Genomic DNA, 26693 nt, shown 5'->3' with positions numbered 1-26693 from the left:
CTTCTCATAATTGAGAAGCTTATTTTGCTGTTTCGATATAATCTTGAAGTTCGTTTAAGATTTGCTCAGCGCCTTCTTTGCTTAAGATGATTTTACCTTCAGCTAAAGAAAGGTTACCGTCAGATACTTCACCAGTTACTTGGCAAGTCATGTTTGGTTTATATTTCTTTAAGATGATTTTTTCGTCATCAACATAGATTTCAAGAGCGTCCTTTTCTGCAATACCTAAAGTACGGCGTAATTCGATTGGAATTACTACACGACCTAATTCATCAACTTTACGAACAATACCAGTAGATTTCATAATTTTTTTCCTCCTAAATAAATAGTTTATAAGTTTCGAGTCTATTTTTAGATTCGTCATTTTTCGACAAAATACCCTATGGACATATGATACCAATCATTTACATTTCCGTCAATTCTTAAATTCTATATTTTTTAAAAAGATTTATAGATTTCTTATTTCTTATATATAATAGATTGAGAGGAAATTCCACAATTATTTACATTATTTTCTGAAAAAATAATAAATTAAAAGTGGAGATTGTATATTTTTGTGAAATATGAGCAATAGATGATAAAGATATCGAGCATTAAGACCTAAATTTAAAATTAGGTTGGCGTAAAGAAGATAAGTTAGATTTGGGCTGCTCGTAAAAGCCCAATTAATGTGGGCTAATAATTAGTGGGGAGGAACAAAAACCCTACTGATTAAAGTTTCACTTTATATATGAGTTTTTGATATACTGTTTATAAATACATATGAGGTTATTCGGGAGGTCCAAAACAATGACAGAGGAAAATAAGTCCTTTTATATTACTACCCCAATTTATTATCCAAGTGGAAAATTACACATTGGACATGCTTATACGACAGTAGCAGGAGATGCGATGGCACGATATAAGCGTATGCAAGGTTATAATGTGCATTATTTAACAGGAACTGATGAGCATGGACAGAAGATCCAAAAGAAAGCAGAAGAGTTAAATATTACGCCACAGGCATATGTTGATAACATTGTTGCAGGAATTAAAGAGCTTTGGGAGAAGATGGATATTTCTTATGATGATTTTATTCGTACAACTGAAGATCGTCATAAAGATGTTGTCGAAAAAATCTTTAAGCAATTAGTAGATCAAGGTGACATTTATCTTGATGAATATGAAGGTTGGTATTCTGTACAAGATGAGACGTTCTATACAGAGCATCAATTAGTAGATCCAATTATGGAAGGCGACAAAGTAGTTGGAGGAAAAAGCCCAGATAGTGGTCATGATGTAGAACTTGTTCGTGAAGAATCTTATTTCTTTAGAATGGGTAAATATGTCGACAGACTATTAAAGTTCTATGAAGATAATCCACATTTCATTCAGCCGGAGTCTCGTAAAAATGAAATGATTAATAATTTTATTAAACCAGGATTAGAAGATTTAGCGGTTTCTCGTACTTCATTTGACTGGGGAGTTCGTGTTCCTGGTAACCCAAAACATGTTATTTACGTATGGGTTGACGCATTATCTAATTATATTACGGCGTTAGGTTATGGAACAGCAAATGAAGAGAAATATAAAAAATTCTGGCCTGCAGATGTGCATTTAGTTGGGAAAGAAATTGTTCGTTTCCATACAATTTATTGGCCGATAATTTTAATGGCATTAGATTTACCTCTTCCGAAGAAAGTCTTTGCTCATGGCTGGATTTTAATGAAGGATGGAAAGATGAGTAAGTCAAAAGGAAACGTAGTAGATCCAGTTACATTAATCAATCGTTACGGATTAGATGCATTACGTTATTACCTACTTCGTGAAGTTCCATTTGGATCTGATGGTGTATTCACACCAGAAGGATTTGTGGAGCGTATTAATTTCGACTTAGCAAATGACTTAGGTAATTTATTAAATCGTACAGTAGCTATGATTGATAAGTATTTTAACGGAGAAATCCCTGCATTTAAAGAAAATGTGACGGAATTTGATGAAACGTTAGTAGCGTTTGCACAAGATACTTTGAAAAAAGTAGAAGAAGCAATGGAGAATATGGAGTTCTCTGTAGCGTTAGGATCTATTTGGCAACTAGTTAGTCGTACGAATAAATATATTGATGAAACACAACCATGGGTATTAGCAAAAGATGAGAATGATCGTGAAAAGTTAGCTTCTGTAATGGCTCATTTAGCAGAAGTACTTCGTCAAACAGGTATTATGCTTATGCCATTCTTAACAGTAGCACCAAGCAAGATGTTTGCTCAGCTTGGCCTTACTGATGAAGCTCATAAATCTTGGGAAAGTCTATCTACAATTGGCTGCATTCCAGCTGGAACAAAAGTAGAAAAAGGAAACCCAATTTTCCCTCGTTTAGAAATGGAAGTGGAAGTAGAGTACATTAAAGAACAAATGAAAAGCTCTGCTCCTAAAGTAGAAGAGAAAAAAGAAGAAGAACCGAAGGCAGAAGAAATTACAATTGATGATTTCTTTAAAGTAGAATTACGCGTAGCTGAAGTACTATCTGCTGAACCTGTGAAAAAAGCAGACAAGTTGTTAAAAATTCAACTAGACTTAGGCACAGAAAAGCGTCAAGTTGTTTCTGGAATTGCAAAATTCTATTCGCCGGAAGACTTAAAAGGTAAAAAGGTTATTTGTGTAACAAACTTAAAACCTGTAAAATTACGCGGTGAATTATCGCAAGGTATGATTTTAGCGGGTGAAGAGAATGGCGTATTGTCATTAGCATCAATTGACCAAAATCTACCAAATGGTACAAAAATCAAGTAATTAAGACAAGAAAAGAGATGTTTCACGTGTAACATGTGTGAAGCGTCTTTTTTCTTTTTACACTCTCTATTTTTGCATTAAGATTGTAGTATTGTTATCGTTAAGTTATTAAAGAACTTATTTTTGTAGAATAAACTTGATTTCAATATAAAAGGAGTTATGTATTATGTTGTTTGATACACATTCACATTTGAATGCAGAGCAATTCGAAGAAGATTTGCAAGAGGTTATTGCCCGAATGAAAGAAGCGGGAGTTACTTATACAGTTGTTGTTGGTTTTGATGAAGTAACGATAAAAAAGGCGATGGAATTAGCTGAAGCCTATGATTTTATTTACGCTGCGGTTGGCTGGCATCCAGTTGATGCAATCGACATGACAGAAGAACATTTAGCTTGGTTAGAAGAACTTGCTTCTCATCCTAAAGTCGTTGCACTTGGAGAAATGGGCTTAGATTATCACTGGGATAAGTCTCCAAAAGAAATACAGAAAGAAGTATTTCGTAAACAAATTGCATTAGCGAAAAAAGTAAATTTGCCGATTATTATACATAACCGCGATGCAACTCAAGATATTGTCGATATTCTAGAAGAAGAGAATGCAGCTGAAGTAGGAGGCATTATGCATTGCTTTAGCGGTAGCGTAGAAGTAGCAGAGCGATGTGTTGATATGAACTTTTTAATTTCGTTAGGTGGACCAGTTACATTTAAAAACGCTAAGAAACCGAAAGAAGTTGCTACGGAGATTCCATTAGAGAAATTGTTAATAGAGACGGATTGTCCCTATTTAACGCCGCATCCATTTCGCGGGAAACGAAATGAACCGAGTTATGTAAAACTCGTAGCAGAAGAAATTGCGAATTTAAAAGGAATTTCTTATGAGGAAGTAGCAGAAATGACAACTAAAAATGCAAAAGTTTTATTTGGAGTTGAATAAAAAGAACGGGTGAAACCTGTTCTTTTTTATTTTGAGAAACACTAGTAGAAGTAATCAAGAAAATAAATGTGAATGATGAAGTGTTACAATAAGGACAGAGAACAAAGATTTTTCTATTCTATTTTTTAAAATATAAGAATGGGGAAAATAATAATGGAAAAGTCGTCATTTTTTTGTTTTACTAAGTAGAGACGAAATGAGTGTGGAGGCAAGCATGAAAATAAAAGAGATTATCGTTGTAGAAGGTAAAGATGATACAGTTGCGATTAAGCGTGCTGTTGATGCGGATACAATTGAAACGAACGGTTCAGCAATCGGTGATCATGTTATTGAGCAAGTTAAATTAGCGCAGCAAAAAAGGGGCGTTATTATTTTCACAGATCCGGATTATCCTGGAGAGCGTATTCGAAAAATTATTTCTGACAAGGTTCCTGGCTGTAAGCATGCTTTTTTACCGAAGGAAGAAGCGCTTGCTAAAAGGAAAAAGGGTGTTGGGATTGAACATGCTTCTAATGAGTCGATTCGCCGTGCTCTAGAGAATATACATGAAGAAATGGAAGCTTACACAAGTGAAATTAGTTGGAGTGATTTAGTCGATGCAGGCTTAGTGGGCGGAGAAATGGCAAAGAGCCGCAGAGAAAGAATGGGTAAGCTATTAAAGATTGGTTATACAAATGCAAAACAGTTACATAAACGATTACAGATGTTTCAAGTTTCAAAGGAATCATTTGCAGAAGCTTATAAGCAAGTAATACAGGAGGAAAAAAAATGAAGGATATCGCAACGCCAAATCGTACAAAAGACATTGTTGAAAAGTATGGATTTTCATTCAAAAAAAGTTTAGGACAAAACTTTTTAATTGATACAAATGTATTAAATCGTATTGTCGATCATGCAGAAATTGGTTCAGAAAGTGGTGCAATTGAAATTGGACCAGGTATTGGTGCATTAACAGAGCAATTAGCGAAGCGTGCTAAAAAAGTAGTGGCTTTTGAAATTGATCAAAGACTATTACCAATTTTAGATGAGACGTTAGCGCCATATGGTAATGTTACAGTTATTAATAAAGACGTACTAAAAGCAGATGTACATGAAGTATTTAATGAGCAATTTGAAGAAGGGCAAGATGTAATGGTAGTAGCTAACTTACCATACTATATTACAACGCCAATTTTATTTAAATTGCTTGAAGAAAAGTTACCAGTTCGTGGATTTGTTGTTATGATGCAAAAAGAAGTTGGAGATCGTTTAGCTGCTAAACCTGGAACAAAAGAGTATGGTTCTTTATCGATTGCCATTCAGTACTATACAGAGGTTGAAACAGTTATGACTGTACCGCGTACAGTGTTTGTACCACAGCCAAATGTTGATTCTGCAATTATCCGCCTTCTAAAGCGTCCTAAACCGGTTGTAGAGGTGACAGATGAAACGTTCTTCTTTGAAGTAGTACGAGCAAGTTTCGCACAGCGCCGTAAAACTTTAATGAATAATTTATCAAATAATTTAAATGGTTTCCCGAAAGATAAGGAGTTATTGGATCGAATTTTAACAGAAGTAGGAATTGATCCAAAGCGAAGAGGCGAAACGCTATCTATTGAAGAGTTTGCAACATTAAGTAATGCATTAGTTCTTCATAAATTATCATAAGAATATGAAAGGGACAGTTCAAGTTGAACTGTCCCTTTTGTCACCTTTCTCTCTCTAAATTCATACTTTAAAAACAGGTAAGATGGCCTAATGAGTTTGGAGGTAGGAGAATGGTTTTACATGTTGGAGAATTAGTGGAACGATATTCTCATAAGAGGGATATTCTTTTTCGTATTATAGAAATAAAAGGCGAGATAGCTATATTGTTTGGAGAAGAAATTAGACTGGTGGCGGATGCGCCACTTGAAGATTTAATTAGTATAGATCAAAGAGAACATAAAAAAAGGGTGAAGCGTGAGAAAGAAACAATGGAGCGCACGTATCGTTTGTTTCAACAAGATTATGTACTGATGAAACAAAGGCATGAACATACTTCAACTGGTGGATACACAAGTGAGGTAAATTATTTTCAAATGCCGGGACGTGTATTGCATATAGATGGAGACCCTTTATATTTGCGCAAGTGCTTAGATTTATATAATAAAATTGGCGTTCCTGTTCAAGGTATTCATTGTAAAGAAACGGAGATGCATGAAAAAGTAGTAGACTTAATAGATCACTTTCGCCCAGACATTCTCGTTATTACAGGACATGATGCATATACAAAATCAAAAGGAGTGAAGGGAGATTTAGCGGCATATAGGCATTCAAGGCATTTTGTACAGGCTGTTCGTGAAGTGCGGAAAAAATATCCATCATTGGATCAACTTGTTATTTTTGCTGGGGCATGTCAATCACATTTTGAGGCACTAATTCGTGCAGGGGCCAATTTCGCTAGTTCACCATCTAGAATTAATATTCATGCACTAGATCCTGTATATGTAGTTGGTAAAATTAGTTTTACTTCATTTATGGAGAGAGTCAATGTATGGGATGTCGTACGTAATACAATTACTGGTGAAAAGGGACTAGGTGGAATTGAAACGAGAGGGATTTTACGAACGGGATTACCTTTTCAACATTACGAAGAGTAAGCAGGGTACATATGTATCTTGCTTTTTTGTATGGAAGGATTTAAATGAATTTGGATAAAAAGAGGTAAGAACGTAAAGACTACGTAATGATACTTTTACAATATAGTATTTCTTCTATCTATTCAAACGCAGGATGATATTAGCTGTGAATCGCGGTTAATAATTAGGATAGATATATCGTGCTTTAAGTGTTCAATCTAAATTACAGCGAGGTGTAGCGAAGTATATGTCAAAACGTTTAGATGAAATAAAAAGCGAATTAGATCACCATCTTGGACAGCGACTTATGTTAAAAGCAAATAGTGGAAGAAGAAAAACTGTGGAGCAATCAGGTGTACTAGCAGAAACATACCGTTCCGTTTTTGTTGTACAATTGGATCAACAAGAAGATGCGTTGCAACGTGTATCTTATAGTTATGCAGATGTTTTAACAGAGACAGTAGAGTTAACATTTTATGGAGACCCTCATAATGAGGTCATTTTATAATCCATATATCATTACATATATTCCCATAAATGAAAAGCTATATTATTTTGCATACTAACTATACCGTAGCAAAATAAGGAGGGACTCTGCATTGAGTAGACGAAGAGGTGTCATGTCAAACCAATTTAAAGAAGAGCTAGCAAAAGAGCTTGGCTTTTATGATGTTGTTCAGAAAGAAGGATGGGGCGGAATTCGTGCGAAAGATGCTGGTAACATGGTGAAACGTGCTATAGAAATTGCAGAACAGCAATTAATGAAACGAAACCAGTAGTTGTAAGATACTTTCTGTGCTACGGTAGCCGAGGAGACATTCCTCGGCTTTTTGTACTCTAAAAGGTGCCATCATTTTACATAAGTAGTTTCATTCTGAATGCTTTTCGTTATAATTAGGGAAGTGTCATCGTCTTACTATAAATTTATGGTAAAATAAACGATAAAAGATTGAGTACATAGAGTGGGTGAATAGATTGAAGCTACTAGTGAAAGCACCAGCAAAGATTAATCTGTCGTTAGATGTACTGGGAAAAAGACAAGACGGATATCATGAAGTGAAAATGATTATGACAACCATTGATTTAGCAGATCGTCTAGAACTAACGGAATTAGCAGAAGACCGTATTGAAATTTTATCCCATAATCGGTATGTCCCAGACGACCAACGAAATTTAGCTTATCAGGCAGCGAAATTATTAAAAGAGAAGTTTAATGTAAAAAAAGGTGTATCTATTACTATTGAAAAAACGATTCCAGTAGCAGCTGGATTAGCAGGTGGAAGTAGTGATGCAGCAGCGACATTACGTGGTCTTAATAAATTATGGAATTTAGGGCTTACAATTGATGAGTTAGCAGAGCTTGGTGCAGAAATTGGATCAGATGTATCGTTCTGTGTATACGGAGGCACAGCAATTGCCACTGGAAGAGGAGAGAAAATTGAGCATATAAAGACTCCGCCTTCTTGTTGGGTTATTTTAGCGAAACCACATATAGGTGTATCTACTGCTGATGTGTATGGAAATTTAAAGTTAAATCGAGTTACACATCCAAATGTAGATAAAATGGTTGATGTCATAAATTCTGGTGATTATAAAGGAATTTGTGATACTGTTGGTAACGTTTTAGAAGATGTAACATTTGGAATGCATCCTGAAGTTGCCCGTATTAAATCACAGATGAAGCGATTTGGAGCGGATGCTGTATTAATGAGTGGAAGTGGTCCAACTGTATTTGGACTTGTACACCATGATTCACGAATGCATCGCATTTATAACGGATTAAAAGGATTTTGTGAACAAGTCTATGCGGTACGTTTATTAGGAGAGCGAGAAACGCTTGAATAAAGACGTATAATACGTTATGATTTGTTTAGAATATTCGTGATTTGAGGTGAGAGTATGAAAATTAGAAGAAGTACAAGATTAGTCGATATGACTTATTACTTGCTACAAAACCCTCGTCAGCTAGTATCTCTCACTTTTTTTGCTGAAAGGTATCAATCGGCTAAGTCTTCCATTAGTGAAGATTTAGTTATTATTAAGCAAACGTTTGAACAACAAGGGGTCGGCACATTGCAAACGATACCAGGAGCAGCAGGAGGAGTGAAATATATACCGTATATAAGTGAAGAAGAGGCAGATCTAATTATTGATGAGCTTTGTGGCTTATTTGAAAACCCAGATCGTATTTTGCCTGGCGGTTACTTATACATGACAGATTTATTGAGTAATCCTCGCCATATTAATGGCGCAGGTCGTTTGTTTGCTTCTGTTTTTGCTAGGCAACCAATTGATGCAGTTATGACGGTGGCAACGAAGGGGATTCCACTTGCTTATGCAGTGGCAAATTACTTAGATGTACCAGTTGTAATTGCAAGGAAAGATAATAAGGTAACAGAAGGTCCGACTGTTAGTATTAACTATGTGTCGGGTTCTTCTAAACGAATTCAAACAATGACGTTAGCAAAACGCAGTCTTCCAGAAGGGTCGAATGTTTTAATTATTGATGACTTCATGAAAGCTGGCGGAACAATTCAAGGTATGATGAGTATGCTAGAAGAATTCAAGGCTAATGTTGTTGGTATTGGTGTATTAGTAGAATCCACAGATATTGAAGAACGACTAATTAATAATTTTGTATCATTAATTCGTCTATCGGAAGTTGATGTGAAAGAAAAAACGATTCAAGTGGAAAAAGGGAATTATTCTCTTGCACCATTTGATGAAGGGCTTGTAGAGGCGGAATAAAAGATAGAGCAGATAGCTCTATCTTTTTTATTTTATTTATAGATTATAAAATAGATGGACAAACTGCCTTTCGTACACTATTTTTAAAGAGTAAAATAAATAATAAAAGGGTGAAAAGTATGAAAGTTGTTCAAACAAGCAAGGCACCACAAGCAATTGGACCTTATTCACAGGGGATTATTGTAAATAACATGTTCTATAGCTCAGGACAAATTCCATTGATGGCAAATGGGGAGCTTGTAACAGGAGATGTAACAGTACAAACAGAACAAGTATTTCAAAATTTACAAGCGGTATTAGAGGAAGCAGGTGCTTCATTTGATACAGTCGTAAAAACAACAGTATTTTTAAAGGACATGGATGATTTTAATGCTGTGAATGAAGTGTATAGCTCTTATTTCTCTACTCATAAACCAGCTCGATCTTGTGTGCAAGTAGCAAAATTACCGAAAGATGTTTCCGTTGAAATTGAAGTAATCGCCCTAGTTAAGTAACCTTTTGTAAGCGATAACCTCCACTAATCTCTATATTCAACTACTTTAAAAATTTTTATCTTAAAAATTTTTAAAAAATTAAAGGGAAAATAGAAAATTTGTGGAATTTATACAAATATATCGCTTATTTAGAAAAGGGTGGTGAACACAAGATGGAAGTGACTGACGTAAGATTACGCCGCGTAAACACAGAAGGCCGCATGAGAGCAATTGCCTCTATTACTCTAGACCATGAATTTGTTGTTCATGATATTCGTGTAATTGATGGTAATAATGGATTATTTGTAGCAATGCCAAGTAAACGTACTCCAGATGGAGAGTTCCGTGACATTGCACATCCAATTAATTCTGGTACACGCTCTAAAATTCAAGATGCGGTTTTAACAGAGTATCATCGTTTAGGCGAGTTAGAAGAGGTTGAGTTTGAAGAAGCAGGTGCTTCGTAAAATTCGAATGAAAAGGGCTTTTGACAAAAAGCCTTATAATTTTGTAGCAAACTCCTGTAAGCATTTACAGGGGTTTGTTTTTTTTGCTTTATATTTGGAAACTGTATAATTTATTAACATAAAAAGAAGAAACTACTAATTTTTTCAAAATCATTTTAAATAGTATAGCTTATTTCTTAAAAAAGATACTAAAGAGTAAAACATCTTATAAGAATTATGGTAAAATTTAATAGTTAAAATGTGTTTCTTGAAATATATGATGATTTAGGATAATATCTTTAATGGATAAATAGGTTGCGATGGAGGGTCTATATGTCAAACAGATTTGCAGTGATTCTAGCTGCAGGTAAAGGCACACGTATGAAGTCTAAGCTATACAAAGTGCTGCATCCTGTATGTGGAAAACCTATGGTACAACACGTAGTCGATCAAGTATCTCAATTAGGATTGCAGAAACTTGTAACGGTTGTTGGACATGGTGCTGAAATGGTACAAGAACAGCTAGGGAACGTAAGTGAATTTGCATTACAAGCAGAACAACTTGGTACAGCACATGCTGTAGATCAAGCTGCAAGTGTACTTGCAAATGAAGAAGGAACAACTTTAGTTATTTGTGGTGATACGCCTCTAATAACTGCTGAAACAATGGAAGCATTACTTCAGCAACATAAAGAAGCAGGAGCAATGGCGACGGTGCTAACAGCATACATAGAAGAGCCTGCTGGATATGGCCGTATTGTTCGTAATGAGAATGGTCATGTTGAAAAGATTGTTGAGCATAAAGATGCAAATGAGAAAGAATTAGCTATTAAAGAAATCAATACAGGTACGTATTGTTTTGATAATAAGGCTTTATTTGCTTCACTTTCTAAAGTTTCAAATGATAACGTGCAAGGTGAATATTACCTTCCAGATGTTATTGAGATTTTAAAAAATGAAGGTCATATCGTATCAGCTTATCAAACAGAGCAGTTCGATGAAACGTTAGGTGTTAACGACAGAGTCGCTCTATCGCAAGCGGAAATTATTATGAAAAACCGTATCAACCGAAAGAACATGGTAAATGGTGTTACAATTATTGATCCAAGTAACACTTATATTTCTGCTGATGCAATTATCGGTAGCGATACAGTTCTTCATCCAGGAACAATTATTGAGGGGAACACTGTAATTGGTTCTGATTGTGAAATTGGACCGCATACAGTAATTCGCGATAGTGAAATTGGAGATCGTACGACAATTCGACAATCTACTGTACATGATAGTAAGCTTGGTACAGAAGTATCGGTTGGTCCATTTGCACATATTCGCCCAGATTCAGTTATTGGAGACGAAGTACGCGTTGGAAACTTCGTGGAAATCAAAAAAACTGTCTTTGGTAATAGAAGTAAAGCTTCACACTTGAGTTATATCGGGGATGCACAAGTTGGAGAAGACGTGAATCTTGGTTGTGGTTCAATTACGGTGAACTATGACGGTAAGAATAAATTCAAAACTGTGATTGGTAATGGGGTATTTATTGGATGTAATTCAAACCTTGTTGCTCCAGTAACAGTTGAAGATGGTGCTTATGTGGCGGCAGGCTCTACAATTACAGAGAATGTTCCATCAAAAGCATTATCGGTAGCACGTGCACGTCAAGTTAACAAAGAAGACTATGTTGATCAATTGCTGAATAAGAAAAAATCATAATAATGTGGAGGGTTAATCTAGATGTCGACTCAATATCTAAATTCTAATTTGAAAGTATTCTCTTTAAACTCTAATAAGGAACTTGCTGAGCAGATTGCAAAGCATATTGGAGTAGGACTAGGAAAATGTTCTGTTGATCGTTTTAGTGATGGAGAAGTTCAAATTAACATTGAAGAAAGTATCCGTGGTTGCGATGTATTCATTATTCAATCTACAAGCTTCCCAGTAAACGAACATATCATGGAATTACTTATTATGATCGATGCATTAAAACGTGCATCTGCGAAAACAATTAATATTGTTATTCCTTACTATGGTTATGCGCGTCAAGACCGTAAAGCGCGTTCTCGTGAACCAATTACATCGAAACTTGTAGCAAACTTGCTTGAAACAGCAGGTGCAACTCGTGTAATCACTCTAGATTTACATGCTCCACAAATTCAAGGGTTCTTTGATATCCCAATCGACCACTTAATGGGTGTACCGATTCTTTCTGATTACTTTGAAACAAAAGGTCTTAAAGATATCGTAATCGTGTCTCCTGATCATGGTGGTGTAACTCGTGCGAGAAAAATGGCAGATCGTCTAAAAGCGCCAATCGCTATTATTGATAAGCGTCGTCCTCGCCCGAACGTTTCAGAGGTAATGAACATTATCGGTAATATTGAAGGCAAAACAGCGATTTTAATTGATGACATCATTGATACAGCTGGTACAATTACATTAGCAGCAAACGCTCTTGTTGAGAACGGTGCTTCTGAAGTATATGCTTGCTGTACACACCCAGTATTATCTGGTCCAGCAATTGAGCGTATTCAAAATTCAAACATTAAAGAGTTAGTTGTAACGAACTCTATCGTATTACCAGAAGAGAAGAAAATCGACAAAGTACATGAACTTTCAGTTGCTCCATTAATCGGAGAAGCAATCATTCGTGTATACGAAGAAGAATCTGTGAGTGTATTATTCAATTAATTGGATAGAATGAGACGTAACCAAAATTGGTTACGTCTTTTCGTATCGAAAAAAGAAAGTAGTGGTACAAGAATGAAATTGATAGTAGGACTTGGGAACCCAGGTAGAGAATATGAATTAACAAGGCATAATATTGGATTTATGGCCATTGATGAACTTGCGAAGCGTTGGAACATTTCTTTGAATGAACAAAAATTTAAAGGTGTATTTGGTGCAGGGTTTGTTAATGGAGAAAAGGTAATCTTATTAAAGCCGCTAACATACATGAATTTATCTGGGGAAAGTATTCGTCCACTTATGGATTATTATAAAATTGATGTTGAGGACTTCGTTGTTATGTACGACGATTTAGACATTCCTGTAGGTAAATTGCGTCTTCGCATGAAAGGTAGTGCTGGTGGACATAATGGTGTAAAGTCAACGATTTCGCACTTAGGAACACAAGAATTTCAACGTATCCGTATGGGAATTGATCGCCCGAAAAATGGAATGAAGGTAGTCGATTATGTATTAGGACGCTTTACATCTGAAGAGATTCCGGATGTTAACCATTCTATTGAAAAAGCAGCGGATGCATGTGAAGAGTGGCTAAATAAGCCTTTTCTTCAAATCATGAATACTTTCAATAGTTAAAAATGAGATTGGGAATATTTCTCTTTTGTTTTACCCATACTAGTAGTAATTGAATTTTTAGGAGGCTAGTATGGAAGGGTATTATTATTGCAGACACTGCGGAGGTAATGTAGGCTCCATTAACGCAGAAAAAGTATATAGCGACGTTTTATTTCAACTAACGGAGCAAGAAGTAGTAGAAATGATTCATTTTCATGAGAATGGAAATATATATATAAAAACGATTTGTGAATCGTGTCAAGAAACGCTCGCATCTTATCCTGAGTATTATGAGTATGAAAAATTTCTGCAATAAAATGTTGTCGCTTTGGCATGTCCAAAGCATTTTTCTGTTTTCCTTTTCCAAAATATTTGCATAAAATAGAATGACTTGCTCTTTATGTTGAGAGGAGTTTTAAAAATGATAGGTTTATTAGAGCAATTTTATAAAAATGAAGAGATACAATCGGTTATTAATGGGTTAGAAGATGGGTTAAAAGAACAACTTATATCAGGGATGGCAACGTCTTCTCGTTCATTATTAATGGCGGCTTTATATAAAAAAACAAAAAAATCACAATTAATCGTGACACATAACTTATACCAAGCACAAAAAGTACATGAAGATTTAGTGGCGTTACTTGGTGAAAAAGATGTGTGGTTATATCCAGTGAATGAACTGATAGCATCGGAAATTGGAGTTGCAAGTCCAGAATTGAAGGCGCAACGTATAGATGTGTTAAATCGCTTGGCTGCGGGAGAGAATGGAATCATTGTAGCGCCAGTGGCAGGATTGCGTAGATTTTTACCAATAAAAGAATTGTGGAAGCAAAAGCAAGTTGAAATCAATCTAGGGCAAGAGATTGATTTAGATGCGCTCTTGCATACTTTACATCATATTGGCTATGAACGTAAGTCGATGGTAGAAGCTCCAGGGGAGTTCAGTTTGCGTGGGGGAATATTAGATATTTATCCTTTAACTGAAGAACTACCATTTCGTATTGAATTCTTTGATACAGAAGTCGATTCTATTCGATTATTTGATGTGGATGAACAGCGTTCTCAAGGTAAAAAAGAAAACGTTAGGTTTGGTCCGGCAACAGAGTTTTTATTTTCACAGGAAGAATTAAAATCAGGAATTCAGCATCTTGAAGAAGGCTTGACTAAGACGATGCAAAAACTTTCTGATGATAAACTAAAGACTAAAGTGCTTGAGACGGTAAGTCATGAAATTGAGATGTTGAAAAACGGGCAAAGTATAGAACAGATGTTTAAATACTTATCTATTTTCTATAAAGAACCTGCTAGTCTGATAGATTATTTACCAGAAGATGGTGTTGTAATTTTAGATGAGATTTCCCGTATTCAAGAAACAGCATCACATCTTGAAACAGAAGAGGCGGAATGGTATATATCACTTCTTGGTGAAGGAACAATTATTCAAGATTTATCTTTCTCTCACCCATTCGAGGGGTTTCTTCATCATAAAAAAAGAAGTTTTGTATATTTAACGTTATTCTTGCGTCATATCGCACACACACATCCGCAAAATATTGTTAATGTAACATGTAAAACAATGCAAGATTTCCATGGACAGATGAATTTGTTAAAAACAGAAATTGATAGATGGAATGAAGGGCATTTTACGACTGTTGTACTCGGAACAGATGATGAACGTGTGAAAAAATTACAACATATTTTAAGTGATTATGATATTGAGGCAGATATTGTAGAAGGTACAGATATTTTATTGCCTGGAAGGTTACAAATTGCTGTAGGTGATTTACATGCAGGATTTGAAATGCCGATGCAAAAGCTTGTTGTCATTACTGAAAAGGAGCTTTTTCATAAGAAAGTTAAAAAATCACAACGTAAACAAAAGCTATCGAATGCTGAACGTATTAAAAGTTATTCGGAATTAAAAGTTGGAGATTATGTAGTTCATGTAAATCATGGTATAGGTAAATTTTTAGGTATTGAGACATTAGAGATTAATGGTGTTCATAAAGATTATTTAAATATTAAATATCAAGGTAATGATAAGCTATACGTTCCAATTGAACAAATTGATCAAGTTCAAAAATATGTAGGATCTGAAGGTAAGGATCCGAAAGTTTACAAATTAGGTGGGAATGATTGGAAAAAGGTTAAAACGAAAGTTGAAAAATCTGTACAAGACATTGCGGATGACCTAATTAAACTATATGCTGAGCGCGAAGCTTCAAAAGGCTATGCATATACGCCAGATACGGCAGAACAACAAGAGTTCGAATCATCTTTCCCATACCAAGAGACAGAGGATCAGTTACGTTCTATTGACGAGATTAAAAAAGATATGGAACGCGGACGCCCGATGGATAGGCTCCTTTGTGGTGATGTAGGGTATGGAAAGACTGAAGTGGCTATTCGTGCGGCATTTAAAGCGATTATGGATGAAAAACAAGTTGCAATTTTAGTACCGACAACGATTCTTGCGCAGCAACACTATGAAACAATTCGAGAGCGTTTTCAAGATTATCCAATCAATATAGGCTTATTAAGTAGATTCCGTACGAGGAAACAACAAAATGAAACAATTAAGGGCTTAAAGGATGGAACAGTAGATATTGTAATCGGAACACATCGTATTTTATCTAAAGATGTTACTTATAAAGATTTAGGGCTTCTTATTATTGATGAAGAACAAAGATTTGGTGTGACACATAAAGAAAAAATTAAACAATTGAAGGCGAATGTTGACGTATTAACATTAACGGCAACTCCGATTCCGCGGACGCTTCATATGTCTATGCTTGGTGTGCGCGACTTATCTGTTATTGAGACACCACCAGAAAATCGTTTCCCAGTCCAAACGTATGTAGTCGAGTATAATCCAGCGTTAATGCGAGAGGCGATAGAGCGAGAGCTTGCAAGAGGTGGTCAAGTTTACTTCCTATATAACCGTGTAGAGGATATTGAAAGAAAAGCAGATGAAATTTCGATGTTAGTTCCAGATGCCCGCGTAACGTACGCACATGGGAAAATGAACGAAAGCGAATTAGAGTCTGTTATGCTATCATTTTTAGAAGGACAGCATGATGTTCTTGTAAGTACAACAATTATTGAGACGGGTGTAGATATTCCGAATGTAAATACGTTAATTGTATTTGATGCAGATCGTATGGGATTATCACAGTTGTATCAGCTTCGTGGGCGTGTTGGACGTTCTAATCGTGTTGCATATGCATACTTTGCATATAAACGTGACAAAGTGCTGTCAGAGGTTGCAGAGAAGCGTCTACAAGCAATTAAAGAGTTCACGGAACTTGGATCTGGTTTCAAAATTGCGATGAGAGATTTATCTATTCGTGGAGCAGGTAATTTGTTAGGGGCAGAACAGCATGGATTTATTGATTCTGTCGGATTTGATCTATATTCTCAAATGTTAAAAGATGCAATTGAACAGCGTAGAGGAACAGATGGGACTGAAAATATAGTTAATGTTGAAATTGACTTAGAGGTAGATGCATACTTACCAGATGCTTATATTTCAGATAGTAAGCAAAAAATTATGATGTATAAACAATTTAGAGGTGTTTCTGCAATTGAGGATATTGAAGAATTGCAGGAAGAAATGATCGATAGATTTGGCGATTATCCACAAGAAGTTGGTTATTTATTACAAATTGCAAATATTAAAGTGTTGGCAATGAAAGAACAAATTGAATTAATTAAGCAGAATAAATTTGAAGTAACATTCCTGTTTTCTGAACAAGCAAGTCAAAATATTGATGGTGGAAAATTATTCATGCTCGGAAATAGTTTTGGACGTATGATTGGTTTAGGAATGGAAGGATCACAATTGAAAATTGTTATGAAAACAAATGGCTTAGAGACATCGAAGTGGTTAACGATTGCTGAAAATTTATTAAAAGGCTTACCAGATGTAAAAAAAGAAGTAATAAATGCCTAAAATAAGATAAAAAAATACAATTCGACGTGCATAGAAGAACTAATGTGTAAAATACTATATCTAACAGTTGGTGATTTTTACATGAACAGGTAAATTCACCACTTTGATCATCAGTAGAAAGTGAGGCAGCATTAGAATGAAAGCAACTGGAATCGTACGTCGAATTGATGATTTAGGCAGGGTCGTAATCCCGAAGGAAATTCGTAGAACTTTACGTATTCGAGAAGGAGACCCACTAGAAATATTTGTTGATCGCGATGGAGAGGTAATTTTAAAGAAGTATTCTCCAATTAGTGAGCTAGGTGATTTTGCAAAAGAATATGCTGATGCTTTATATGACAGCTTAGGACATAATGTGCTTGTGTGTGATCGAGATTCTATCATCGCAGTATCAGGCGTATCGAAAAAAGAATACTTAAATAAAAGTGTTGGCGATTTAATTGAAAAAACGATGGAAGAACGAAAGTCTGTTATTATGACGGATGAAAGTGATATTTCCATTATTGATGGTGTAACAGAAAAGGTTCATTCTTATACAGTTGGACCAATTGTTGCAAACGGAGATCCGATTGGAGCCGTCATTATTTTTTCAAAAGAAGCTATTATAAGCGAGATCGAGCATAAAGCGGTTAATACTGCTGCCAGTTTCTTAGCGAAACAAATGGAACAGTAAGGGTATATTGATTTTAGAAGTAGCAATCTTTCCTAATTATGATCTTTCTTTTTGAGAAATCAATTATTTGGAGATATATGTATATTGAATGAAGGTAGCACTTTGCTACCTTTTTTCGTTGAATATTTTTAACGTGTAGGAACTCATTATTACCCGTGTTGGGAAGGGAGTTTGTTCTTTTCTTTATGATATAATACGAGAGGTGAGAATAGAAAAAGGAGTTTTCTTGTATGGAAGCGAAGAAGTATCAAGCCTTTTGGCGTGGGGCTATTATATTAACGATTGCAAGTTTCGTTACAAAAGTATTAAGCGCTTTTTACCGTATTCCATATCAAAATATAGCGGGGGATATTGGGTTTTATATTTACCAACAAATTTACCCGTTTTATGGATTTTGTTTAATTTTAGCTACTTATGGATTTCCTGTTATCATTTCGAAAATGGTTGCAGAACGATTAGAGCGGGGAAAACAAAAAGAAGCAGAAGAAATTATTTGTGTATCTTTTTGGTTCTTATTAGGAATTGGTTTTATAGGCTTCTTTACATTGTTTTTTGGGGCCGAAACAATTGCGGTAGCTATGGGCGATATACACTTAGATAAGTTACTACGTGTTATTTCATTTTCATTCTTATTGATGCCATTTTTGTCTGTAGCAAGAGGGTATTTTCAAGGATTTAATAATATGATGCCAACGGCTGTTTCGCAAGTAATAGAACAAACAATTCGAGTTTCTATTATTGTATTTTTATCGCTATTCCTAATTGCTCACGGATTTGATTTATATACAGTTGGTGCAGGGGCTATGTTAGGCTCAATTGCGGGAGGTCTTATTGGGATTATTGTACTTATATTGTATATGCGTCAAGATTTTCGTTCTATATTCTTCAAAAGTGCAGCGAGAATTAAGGGTAAAAGGAAAATAGTTAAAATCCTTTTTTGGCAGGGGTTAGCGATTTGTGTTAGTAATTTAGTGCTTATTTTTATACAGATGGCTGATTCAGTGTCCTTTTACAGCTTACTTATTGGTGCGGGAGAACAGGCTGAAAATGCAAAGGTATTAAAGGGTGTTTATGATAGAAGTATTCCGCTAATGCAATTAGGTACTGTTGTGACGACTTCTTTCTCGTTGTCACTTATTCCGATTATTACAGCGGCGAAGGAAAGAGGAGATCTTTCCTTTATTCAAGAAAAGGTAAAGTTAGCAGTGAAAATAACATGTGTTATTGGACTTGCAGCAGCTATTGGACTAACTTGTATTATTCAACCTACGAATATTATGTTGTTTGAAAACAGTGATGGATCAGATGTTTTATCTATTTTATCGTTATCTATTTTATTTAGTTCATTGTCAATTACGACAGCTTCTATTTTACAAGGATTGGGGCAAACGTTTAAGCCAGCATTATTTGTTGTATTTGGAGGTTGCTTAAAGTTAGCGTTAAATTATATATTCATGCCTTATTTTGGTGTGAAAGGTGCAGCCTTTGCGACTTTATGTGCGTTAATTATAATCTCTGGACTAAATACTTTGTTGCTTACGAGAGCTGTATCAGGGTCACTTATCAATAAGCGAAATATGTTAGGGATAGTAATTAGTGGTATCTGTATGGGATTTGTATTAATGATGTTCACACGTGTGTTACAGATGTCTGGATTAGTAATTGATACGGAACATAGAGGAAGCGCGACACTTGAAGCGTTGTTAGGTGTAGCCATTGGCGGATTGACATATATGTTTTTTATTTTGAAATTACGTGTATTTACAAAAAAAGAATTAGGAACCGTTATGAAACAAGAGAAAAAAGAAGGTTCATTGAAGAAGAGTGGATAGAGGTGACTGGTTGTGAGTGGAATCATTACTATTTTAGGTTTAGGAGCTGGTGAATTAGATCAGCTAACGATGGGTGTATATCGAAAAATAAAAGAAGCAGACCATCTGTTTGTTAGAACGAAAGAACATCCAGTTATAGAAGAATTGGAGAAAGAAGGCGTACAATATACGTCTTTTGATGCTGTATATGAAGCACATGATACGTTTGAAATTGTATATGAAACAATTGCGAATAAATTGCTAGAACAAGCTGAAGGTACAGAAATTATCTATGCTGTTCCCGGGCATCCACTTGTAGCAGAAAGAACAGTTCAGCTACTGTTGGAAAAAGGAGAAGTTTCAAATGTTGAAGTGCGAATTGAGGGGGGACAAAGTTTCCTTGATCCTATGTTTGCAAGTCTAAAGATTGATCCGATTGAAGGATTCCAATTACTTGATGCTACATCATTTGAAAGAGGGCAATTAGAACTGCGTCAACATTTAATCTTTTGCCAAGTATATGATGCATTCGTTGCATCTGATGTAAAATTAACATTAATGGAGATGTTACCAGATGATTATGAAGTGTATATCGTAACAGCTGCAGGAACTTCATTTGAACAAGTAAAGAAGGTACCGTTGTACATGTTAGATCATGAAACGGAATTGAATAATTTAACGAGTGTGTACGTGCCGCCAGTTCAGGAGCGTGCGTCCTTGTATCAACAGTTTGATGTTCTTAGAGAAATTATTGCGGAACTTCGTGGTCCAAATGGTTGTCCGTGGGATAAAAAGCAAACACATCAATCATTAAAGAAATATTTAATTGAGGAAGCTTATGAAGTGTTGGAAGCAATCGATGAAGAGGATGATGATCACTTAGTAGAAGAATTAGGTGATATATTATTACAAGTTATGCTTCATGCTCAAATCGGAGAAGATGAAGGTTGGTTCTCTATAGATGATATCATTCGAACTCTATCTGAGAAAATGGTTCGTCGCCATCCGCATGTGTTTGGAAATACGGATGTAAACAGCGCTGATGAAGTGATTGCAAATTGGGAAGAAATTAAAAAACAAGAAAAAGGATTCGTGAAAGAATCTGTTTTAAATGGCGTTCCCAAAAGTTTGCCGCAGTTACTACGCGCCTATGAAATTCAGAAGAAAGCTGGTAAGGTTGGATTTGATTGGGTTGATGTGCAACCGATGATAGAGAAAGCTTTGGAAGAATGGCAAGAGTTCCAACAAGAGGTTACAAATATGGATGAGAAAAAGATGCTGGGTGAGTTTGGTGATTTACTATTTGCATTTGTTAATATAGCTCGTCATTACAAAATAGATCCAGAAGAGGCGTTACGTTCAACTAATGAGAAATTTACTGGTCGTTTTTTATACATGGAGGCAAAAGTAGCTGAAATGAATAAAGAGATGAAAGATTTATCATTAGAACAGTTAGATGTTTTATGGGAAGAAGCGAAACAGACAGAGCGCTAATAGGGGGATTTGATATGCGTCTAGATAAGTTTTTAAAAGTATCACGTTTAATTAAAAGAAGAACATTAGCGAAAGAAGTAGCTGATCAAGGAAGAATATCTATTAATGGTCAAGTGGCAAAAGCAAGTTCTGATGTGAAAGTAGCTGACGAATTAACAATTCGTTTTGGTCAAAAAATAGTGACTGTGAAAATAAATGAATTAAAAGAAACAACTAAAAAAGAAGATGCAGCAAATATGTATAGCTTAGTTCGTGAAGAAAAAGTAAAAGCGGAAGAAGGCTTGTTCTAAAATCATTTATCCCCTCATACATTACTATTAGCTAGTAAAAACCTATGGGGGGATTTACGTGAATAATGGTTACTCACCTACGTCTTCTAATCAACAAAATGTTTCTGTAGAGCATGACATTATTATGCGTGGCAGGCGTATAATTGATATTACCGGTGTGAAGCAGGTAGAGAGTTTTGATAGCGAAGAGTTTTTACTAGAGACCGTAATGGGTTTTTTAACAATTCGTGGTCAAAATTTACAAATGAAAAATTTAGATGTGGAAAAAGGTATTGTGTCGATTAAAGGGAAAGTTAATGAGATGCTGTATATTGATGAAAATCAAGGGGAAAAAACTAAAGGTTTCTTTAGTAAGTTGTTTAAATGAGCTTAACAATTCAGTTGTATACAATGCTTTCAATGATTGGAATGGGTGCTTGGATTGGAGCGTCTTTAGATACATATCAACGTTTTTTAAAGCGCCAAGAACGTAAACGTTGGCTTGTATTTATACATGATATATTATTTTGGATTGTCCAAGCATTATCCGTCTTTTATGTATTGCTTCTCGTAAATGAAGCTGAGCTACGTATATATGTGTTTTTGGCATTATTATGTGGTTTTGCGGCATATCAAAGCTTACTGAAGGCACTATACATGAAGCTGTTAAATTTTCTCATCTATATTTTTATGCAAACAACATATTTTTTTGTTCGAATTATACAGCTACTCATGATAAAACCTGTTATTATTATAGCGCAGCTATTTATTGCATTTATATTATTCTTATTTCGTATACTGCTTTCAATTGGACATGTGTTATGGAAAATGGTGATTTGGATATTACTTTTCATATGGAAAGTTTTTTTCTGGCCTGTTCGATTTATTGCTTCGCTCATATGGAAACTTCTCCCTAATCGTGTTAAACTTTTTATAGTGAAACATATAGGGTTCCTGCAATATATAGCAAAATTGAAGGGACATATCTTCCAACTATGGGAGCATATAAAAAAGAAGTTAGGGGGACCTCGGAAATGAGGGAACTGAGACAAAGAACAATCGAAAAACAGAGTCCAAATCCTGTTAAAGAGCATATAATACAAACGGATGAGAACAGGAAGCGACTTTATCGCCGTTTAGCGGTTTTTCTTGTCTTTACTTTTACAATTATTGCGAGTATTAGTGTAACGTTTTATCAACAAAACAGTTCCATTAAAGCAAAAGAAGCAAAAGTTAAGGACATGAAAAAAGAACTGGATTCATTAACGAATAAAGAAAAAAGTCTAAAAGACGAAGTTCAAAAGTTAAATGATGAAGAGTACGTATTAAAGATTGCTAGAAGGGATTATTTCTTCTCTGGTAAAGGGGAGATAATTTTTCCTGTTTCTAAGTAGAGTATGTCTTATTGACACTATATTTTAGGATTATATATAATAAAGTAAAATTTGACTTTTTAACCACTAAGGAGGAGCATTTTTTTTATGTCAATCGAGGTAGGCAGCAAGTTACAGGGTAAAGTAACAGGTATTACAAATTTTGGGGCTTTTGTGGAGCTGCCAGAGGGCTTAACGGGTCTTGTTCATATTAGTGAAGTTGCTGATAACTATGTAAAAGATATTAACGATCACTTAAAAGTGGGCGACCAAGTAGAAGTAAAAGTTATTAATGTTGAAAAAGATGGAAAGATTGGTTTATCTATCAAAAAAGCGAAAGAACGTGAAAAAACAGAAGGAGATCGTCCACGCGGTGAATACCAACGCGGTGGTGATCAACAACGTTCTGGACGTCCACAACGTAATAATCGCTCTTTCAACAGAGATAATCGCGGTGGCGGTAACGACCGAGCTCCGAAAGAAACATTTGAGCAAAAGATGGCACGCTTCTTAAAAGATAGCGAAGATCGTTTAACTTCTTTAAAGCGTAACACAGAGTCTAAACGTGGTGGCCGTGGCGCGCGTCGCGGATAATAAGGACGTTTAGTTTTTAACATATAGAGAGGTACCCAGAGTGATGGCTCAGGGTGCTTTTTTATATGTTAAAAATATTTTTAAAAAAGTTTTTGAGATGTGTTGACTTTAATTAGTATCTGATGTAAGATACTAATTGTCCGTTAAATAAGACGACATGGCGGTGTAGCTCAGCTGGCTAGAGCGTACGGTTCATACCCGTGAGGTCGGGGGTTCGATCCCCTCCGCCGCTATATTTAATTTAACGGCCCGTTGGTCAAGTGGTTAAGACACCGCCCTTTCACGGCGGTAACACGGGTTCGAATCCCGTACGGGTCATCTAAAAAGATCATGCAAATTTGCATGATCTTTTTTTGTTAAATAAATTAAGATATACAACACTTCTACAAAATCACCCTATATTTTCTGAATATTTAATTAAAATCTCAAAAATAACTTACATACCGTGTATATCTGTAGAGTTATTTCGAATAAAAAGTCGAACGATTATAAAAGTGAAAACTGTTGTTTTGACAAAAAAACCAACAATCATCTTTTATAATGACAGTAATTAAACTATGCAGGTGGTGTTAAAAATATGCCTAAAGCAGGAAGGAATACTATGAATACAAGTGCATTGGCAATGAATGAGAGTCAGCTTGGAGGAATAAAGTGGACGAGTAAGTTGCGAATGAAATTTGAGAAAGTTTTCTTTAGATGGGGATTTATTATTGTTGTTATTGGTTTTCTTTTGGGACGAGCATATATATTAACAAATATTTTACCGTTTGCACTGCCATTTTTTGCTGCTGTTTATGTTATGAAGCGGGATAAGATGCCGCTAGCATTTTTAGCTCTAATGGGAGGAGCTCTTTCGGTATCGATAGATAATTTGTTTTTTACCTTTGCATCTATCTTTACCTTCTTCATTTATAATATCTTCTTTAGTCGATTTACACGTAAAACTGTTGGACTTGTTCCATTTCAAGTATTTATCTCCGCATTAACCGCACACTTAGTTGTTGTATATTTTGCGCAACAAACTGTCACCATGTACGATTTACTCGTTAGTACCATTGAGGCTGGGCTTAGTTTCGTATTAACTATGATATTTTTACAAAGCGTCCCGCTTTTAGTGGAAAGGAAAGGAAAACAACAGGCATTAGAGACGGAAGAAATTGTTTGTTTGATTATATTACTAGCATCTGTTTTAACGGGTACAACAGATTGGTTTGTATATGATGCTTCTATTCAACATATTTTTACAAGGTATTTAGTGCTAGTATTTGCATTTATTGCAGGTGCTGCCACAGGATCCACAGTAGGGGTTGTAACAGGACTAATATTAAGTTTAGCAAATGTGTCTAGCTTGTCTCAGCTTAGCCTTCTTGCTTTCTCTGGATTGCTTGGTGGATTGTTAAAAGAAGGGAAGCGTTTAGGTGTTAGTTTAGGTTTATTAATTGGGACAAGCTTAATTACATTATATGTGGACAAACAGACAAATATTGTAACAACTTTAATTGAGTCAGGTGTAGCGATTGTTATCTTCTTATTAACACCGAAGCTTGTTTTGGATCGTATTGCTAAATTTATGCCAGGTACACAAGAGCATTCGCAAGACCAACAACAATATTTAAGAAGGATGCGTGATGTTACAGCAAATAAAATCAACCAATTTGCAAATGTATTTGCTGCTTTATCTAATAGCTTTTCTGTATATGGGTATGTAGAGGAAGAAGATAAAGAGACAGAAGCAGATTTGTTTTTGAGTACAATTACTGCGAAAACATGTCAAACATGCTTTAAAAAGGATCAATGCTGGGTAGTGAATTTTGATAAAACGTACGATTATATGAAACAAATAATGAATGAAACGGAAGAAGGAACCCTGCAACATAATCGTAAATTAGTTCGTGAGTGGGACAAGCATTGTGTGAGAGGGAAAAAAGTGACGGATTTAGTAGCGGGTGAATTAGATCACTTCTATGAGGGACAAAAATTACGAAAACAAATGAAGGAAAATCGTAGAATAGTAGCGGAGCAACTATTAGGTGTATCAAAGGTTATGGAGGATTTTGCTAAGGAGATACAACGAGAGCGTGAAAATCATCAAGTGCAGGAAGAACAGATTATGCAAGCATTCCGTGATTTTGGTGTCGAAGTAGAGCATGTTGATATTTATTGTTTAGATAGAGGAAGTATTGATATTGAAATGTTAATTCCAGTTGCATCTAATGAACATGGTGAATGTGAAAAGTTAGTTGCACCGATGCTTTCGGATATCCTTAAAGAAAATATTGTCGTTAAACATGAAGAAAAGTCTTCTTATCCAAATGGCCATAGTTTAATATCATTTGGTTCGGCGAAGACGTATTCTCTTGATACAGGATTGGCTACAGCTGCAAAAGGCGGTGGATTTGTTTCGGGTGACTCTTATGCGATGATGGATTTAAGTGTTGGTAAATATGCACTTGCAATTAGTGATGGTATGGGGAATGGGCAAAGGGCTCATATGGAAAGTAAGGAAACGGTGAAATTATTACAAAAAATACTCCAATCGGGCATTGATGAAGAAATAGCAATTAAGTCTATCAATTCAATTCTTTCTTTGAGAACGACAGAAGAGATGTTTACGACGTTAGATTTAGCTATGGTAGATTTGCGGGATGCGAGTGCAAGGTTTTTAAAGATTGGATCAACGCCGAGTTTTGTTAAACGCGCAAATAATATTTTGAAAATTGAAGCAAGTAATTTGCCGATGGGAATCATTGAAGATGTTGAAGTTGATGTGGTGGGTGAACAATTAAAAACGGGCGATATTCTTATTATGATGAGCGATGGGATTTTTGAAGGAGCACAGCATGTGGAGAATCATGAATTGTGGATGAAACGAAAAATTAAAGAATTGCAAACCGAAGACCCGCAAGAAATTGCTGATATCATTATGGAAGAAGTGATTCGCTCTTGTGATGGTTATATAAATGATGATATGACTATTGTAGTGGCAAAAGTGAAGAAAAATATGCCGAAGTGGGCTACGATTCCGATTGTAGGAATGCAGGCGCAGTAAAATGTAAGTGGAATGTTTATCTATAATTTGATTTTAAAAACCTAGGTGAATACCTAGGTTTTTTTGTGGAAAAAGGTAATGTTATTAATTTTGTGAATATACACGGAGGATGTAAGATAAAAATGTAATTTTTGTATATCTTTTTTTTGCACAATGTTTGTAAAAGTTGTACCATTGTAGACAAGGCAACTAACGTTGCTGTTCT

The 26693-nt window shown here is 35.4% G+C and carries 26 protein-coding genes and 2 tRNA genes; 27 read left to right on the top strand and 1 reads right to left on the bottom strand.

Annotated elements, in window-relative coordinates:
• Positions 1-19: 19 nt before the first annotated feature.
• Positions 20-304: a transition state genes transcriptional regulator AbrB gene (gene abrB, locus AC22L0_RS28720; RefSeq protein WP_000843036.1), complete on the bottom strand. Its 285-nt coding sequence runs from the start codon at positions 302-304 to the stop codon at positions 20-22.
• 485 nt (positions 305-789) lie between these two features.
• Here abrB and metG point away from each other — a divergent pair, with 485 nt between their 5' ends.
• From metG to spoIIE, 27 genes are all read left to right on the top strand, one after another.
• Positions 790-2772, top strand: coding sequence for a methionine--tRNA ligase (gene metG / locus AC22L0_RS28715; RefSeq protein WP_487272560.1), 1983 nt, complete (start codon positions 790-792; stop codon positions 2770-2772).
• A gap of 166 nt (positions 2773-2938) precedes the next feature.
• Positions 2939-3706 (top strand): TatD family hydrolase, encoded by a 768-nt coding sequence (locus tag AC22L0_RS28710; RefSeq protein ID WP_000895843.1) that lies wholly within the window; start codon positions 2939-2941, stop codon positions 3704-3706.
• 214 nt (positions 3707-3920) lie between these two features.
• On the top strand, positions 3921-4478 hold the full coding sequence (gene rnmV, locus AC22L0_RS28705; protein WP_000692835.1) for a ribonuclease M5: 558 nt from the start codon (positions 3921-3923) through the stop codon (positions 4476-4478).
• Positions 4475-5353, top strand: coding sequence for a 16S rRNA (adenine(1518)-N(6)/adenine(1519)-N(6))-dimethyltransferase RsmA (gene rsmA, locus AC22L0_RS28700; RefSeq protein ID WP_000651548.1), 879 nt, complete (start codon positions 4475-4477; stop codon positions 5351-5353). Before rnmV ends, rsmA begins: the two co-directional genes overlap by 4 nt.
• Positions 5354-5463: 110 nt before the next feature.
• On the top strand, positions 5464-6327 hold the full coding sequence (gene yabG / locus AC22L0_RS28695; RefSeq protein WP_000242868.1) for a sporulation peptidase YabG: 864 nt from the start codon (positions 5464-5466) through the stop codon (positions 6325-6327).
• A 226-nt stretch (positions 6328-6553) separates the two neighbouring features.
• Positions 6554-6814 carry a biofilm formation stimulator Veg gene (veg, locus tag AC22L0_RS28690; RefSeq protein ID WP_000044347.1) on the top strand — a complete coding sequence of 87 codons (261 nt, stop codon included), beginning with the start codon at positions 6554-6556 and terminating at the stop codon, positions 6812-6814.
• Positions 6815-6905: 91 nt separating this feature from the next.
• Complete coding sequence (sspF, locus tag AC22L0_RS28685; protein ID WP_002094215.1) at positions 6906-7085, top strand: acid-soluble spore protein SspF; 180 nt, start codon at positions 6906-6908, stop codon at positions 7083-7085.
• Positions 7086-7281: 196 nt separating this feature from the next.
• Entirely contained in the window at positions 7282-8151 is an 870-nt protein-coding gene (gene ispE, locus AC22L0_RS28680; protein ID WP_000772104.1) for a 4-(cytidine 5'-diphospho)-2-C-methyl-D-erythritol kinase, read from the top strand.
• Between the two features lie 54 nt (positions 8152-8205).
• On the top strand, positions 8206-9054 hold the full coding sequence (purR, locus tag AC22L0_RS28675; RefSeq protein ID WP_000702466.1) for a pur operon repressor: 849 nt from the start codon (positions 8206-8208) through the stop codon (positions 9052-9054).
• A 119-nt stretch (positions 9055-9173) separates the two neighbouring features.
• Positions 9174-9548, top strand: a complete 375-nt coding sequence (locus AC22L0_RS28670) for a RidA family protein (RefSeq protein ID WP_000869811.1) — start codon at positions 9174-9176, stop codon at positions 9546-9548.
• A 152-nt stretch (positions 9549-9700) separates the two neighbouring features.
• A complete protein-coding gene (gene spoVG, locus AC22L0_RS28665; protein WP_000454041.1) occupies positions 9701-9994 on the top strand; it encodes a septation regulator SpoVG in 294 nt (97 codons plus the stop codon).
• A gap of 312 nt (positions 9995-10306) precedes the next feature.
• Complete coding sequence (glmU, locus tag AC22L0_RS28660) at positions 10307-11686, top strand: bifunctional UDP-N-acetylglucosamine diphosphorylase/glucosamine-1-phosphate N-acetyltransferase GlmU (RefSeq protein WP_000071039.1); 1380 nt, start codon at positions 10307-10309, stop codon at positions 11684-11686.
• A 21-nt stretch (positions 11687-11707) separates the two neighbouring features.
• A complete protein-coding gene (locus AC22L0_RS28655) occupies positions 11708-12661 on the top strand; it encodes a ribose-phosphate diphosphokinase (RefSeq protein WP_000107420.1) in 954 nt (317 codons plus the stop codon).
• Positions 12662-12733: 72 nt separating this feature from the next.
• Positions 12734-13294, top strand: a complete 561-nt coding sequence (pth, locus tag AC22L0_RS28650; protein WP_000767702.1) for an aminoacyl-tRNA hydrolase — start codon at positions 12734-12736, stop codon at positions 13292-13294.
• A 70-nt stretch (positions 13295-13364) separates the two neighbouring features.
• On the top strand, positions 13365-13589 hold the full coding sequence (locus AC22L0_RS28645) for an anti-sigma-F factor Fin family protein (RefSeq protein ID WP_000399438.1): 225 nt from the start codon (positions 13365-13367) through the stop codon (positions 13587-13589).
• A 105-nt stretch (positions 13590-13694) separates the two neighbouring features.
• A complete protein-coding gene (gene mfd / locus AC22L0_RS28640) occupies positions 13695-17225 on the top strand; it encodes a transcription-repair coupling factor (protein ID WP_487272559.1) in 3531 nt (1176 codons plus the stop codon).
• A 136-nt stretch (positions 17226-17361) separates the two neighbouring features.
• The gene (gene spoVT, locus AC22L0_RS28635; protein ID WP_000648302.1) at positions 17362-17898 is read left to right on the top strand and encodes a stage V sporulation protein T; all 537 of its coding nucleotides are present in this window, start codon (positions 17362-17364) and stop codon (positions 17896-17898) included.
• Between the two features lie 230 nt (positions 17899-18128).
• Positions 18129-19730, top strand: coding sequence for a putative polysaccharide biosynthesis protein (locus AC22L0_RS28630; RefSeq protein ID WP_000387590.1), 1602 nt, complete (start codon positions 18129-18131; stop codon positions 19728-19730).
• Positions 19731-19742: 12 nt separating this feature from the next.
• Positions 19743-21203: a bifunctional methyltransferase/pyrophosphohydrolase YabN gene (yabN, locus tag AC22L0_RS28625; RefSeq protein WP_000014241.1), complete on the top strand. Its 1461-nt coding sequence runs from the start codon at positions 19743-19745 to the stop codon at positions 21201-21203.
• A 14-nt stretch (positions 21204-21217) separates the two neighbouring features.
• Positions 21218-21493 (top strand): RNA-binding S4 domain-containing protein, encoded by a 276-nt coding sequence (locus AC22L0_RS28620; RefSeq protein ID WP_001234876.1) that lies wholly within the window; start codon positions 21218-21220, stop codon positions 21491-21493.
• A 58-nt stretch (positions 21494-21551) separates the two neighbouring features.
• Positions 21552-21860, top strand: a complete 309-nt coding sequence (yabP, locus tag AC22L0_RS28615) for a sporulation protein YabP (RefSeq protein WP_001059104.1) — start codon at positions 21552-21554, stop codon at positions 21858-21860.
• Positions 21857-22510 (top strand): spore cortex biosynthesis protein YabQ, encoded by a 654-nt coding sequence (gene yabQ / locus AC22L0_RS28610; protein WP_000059777.1) that lies wholly within the window; start codon positions 21857-21859, stop codon positions 22508-22510. The genes yabP and yabQ overlap by 4 nt, the downstream gene beginning before the upstream one ends.
• Positions 22507-22866 (top strand): cell division protein DivIC, encoded by a 360-nt coding sequence (gene divIC, locus AC22L0_RS28605; protein ID WP_001208739.1) that lies wholly within the window; start codon positions 22507-22509, stop codon positions 22864-22866. Before yabQ ends, divIC begins: the two co-directional genes overlap by 4 nt.
• Before the next feature lie 87 nt (positions 22867-22953).
• Positions 22954-23439 carry a S1 domain-containing RNA-binding protein gene (locus AC22L0_RS28600; RefSeq protein ID WP_000021451.1) on the top strand — a complete coding sequence of 162 codons (486 nt, stop codon included), beginning with the start codon at positions 22954-22956 and terminating at the stop codon, positions 23437-23439.
• Between the two features lie 159 nt (positions 23440-23598).
• A tRNA-Met gene (locus AC22L0_RS28595) sits at positions 23599-23672 on the top strand.
• A gap of 13 nt (positions 23673-23685) precedes the next feature.
• Positions 23686-23757, top strand: a tRNA-Glu gene (locus AC22L0_RS28590).
• A 259-nt stretch (positions 23758-24016) separates the two neighbouring features.
• Positions 24017-26488, top strand: coding sequence for a stage II sporulation protein E (spoIIE, locus tag AC22L0_RS28585; RefSeq protein ID WP_487272558.1), 2472 nt, complete (start codon positions 24017-24019; stop codon positions 26486-26488).
• Positions 26489-26693 lie beyond the last annotated feature (205 nt).

Source organism: Bacillus sp. LQ01 (genome assembly GCF_057624735.1).
Note: the sequence above shows the minus strand (reverse complement) of the source record. Positions and strands in the feature narration are given on the sequence as shown.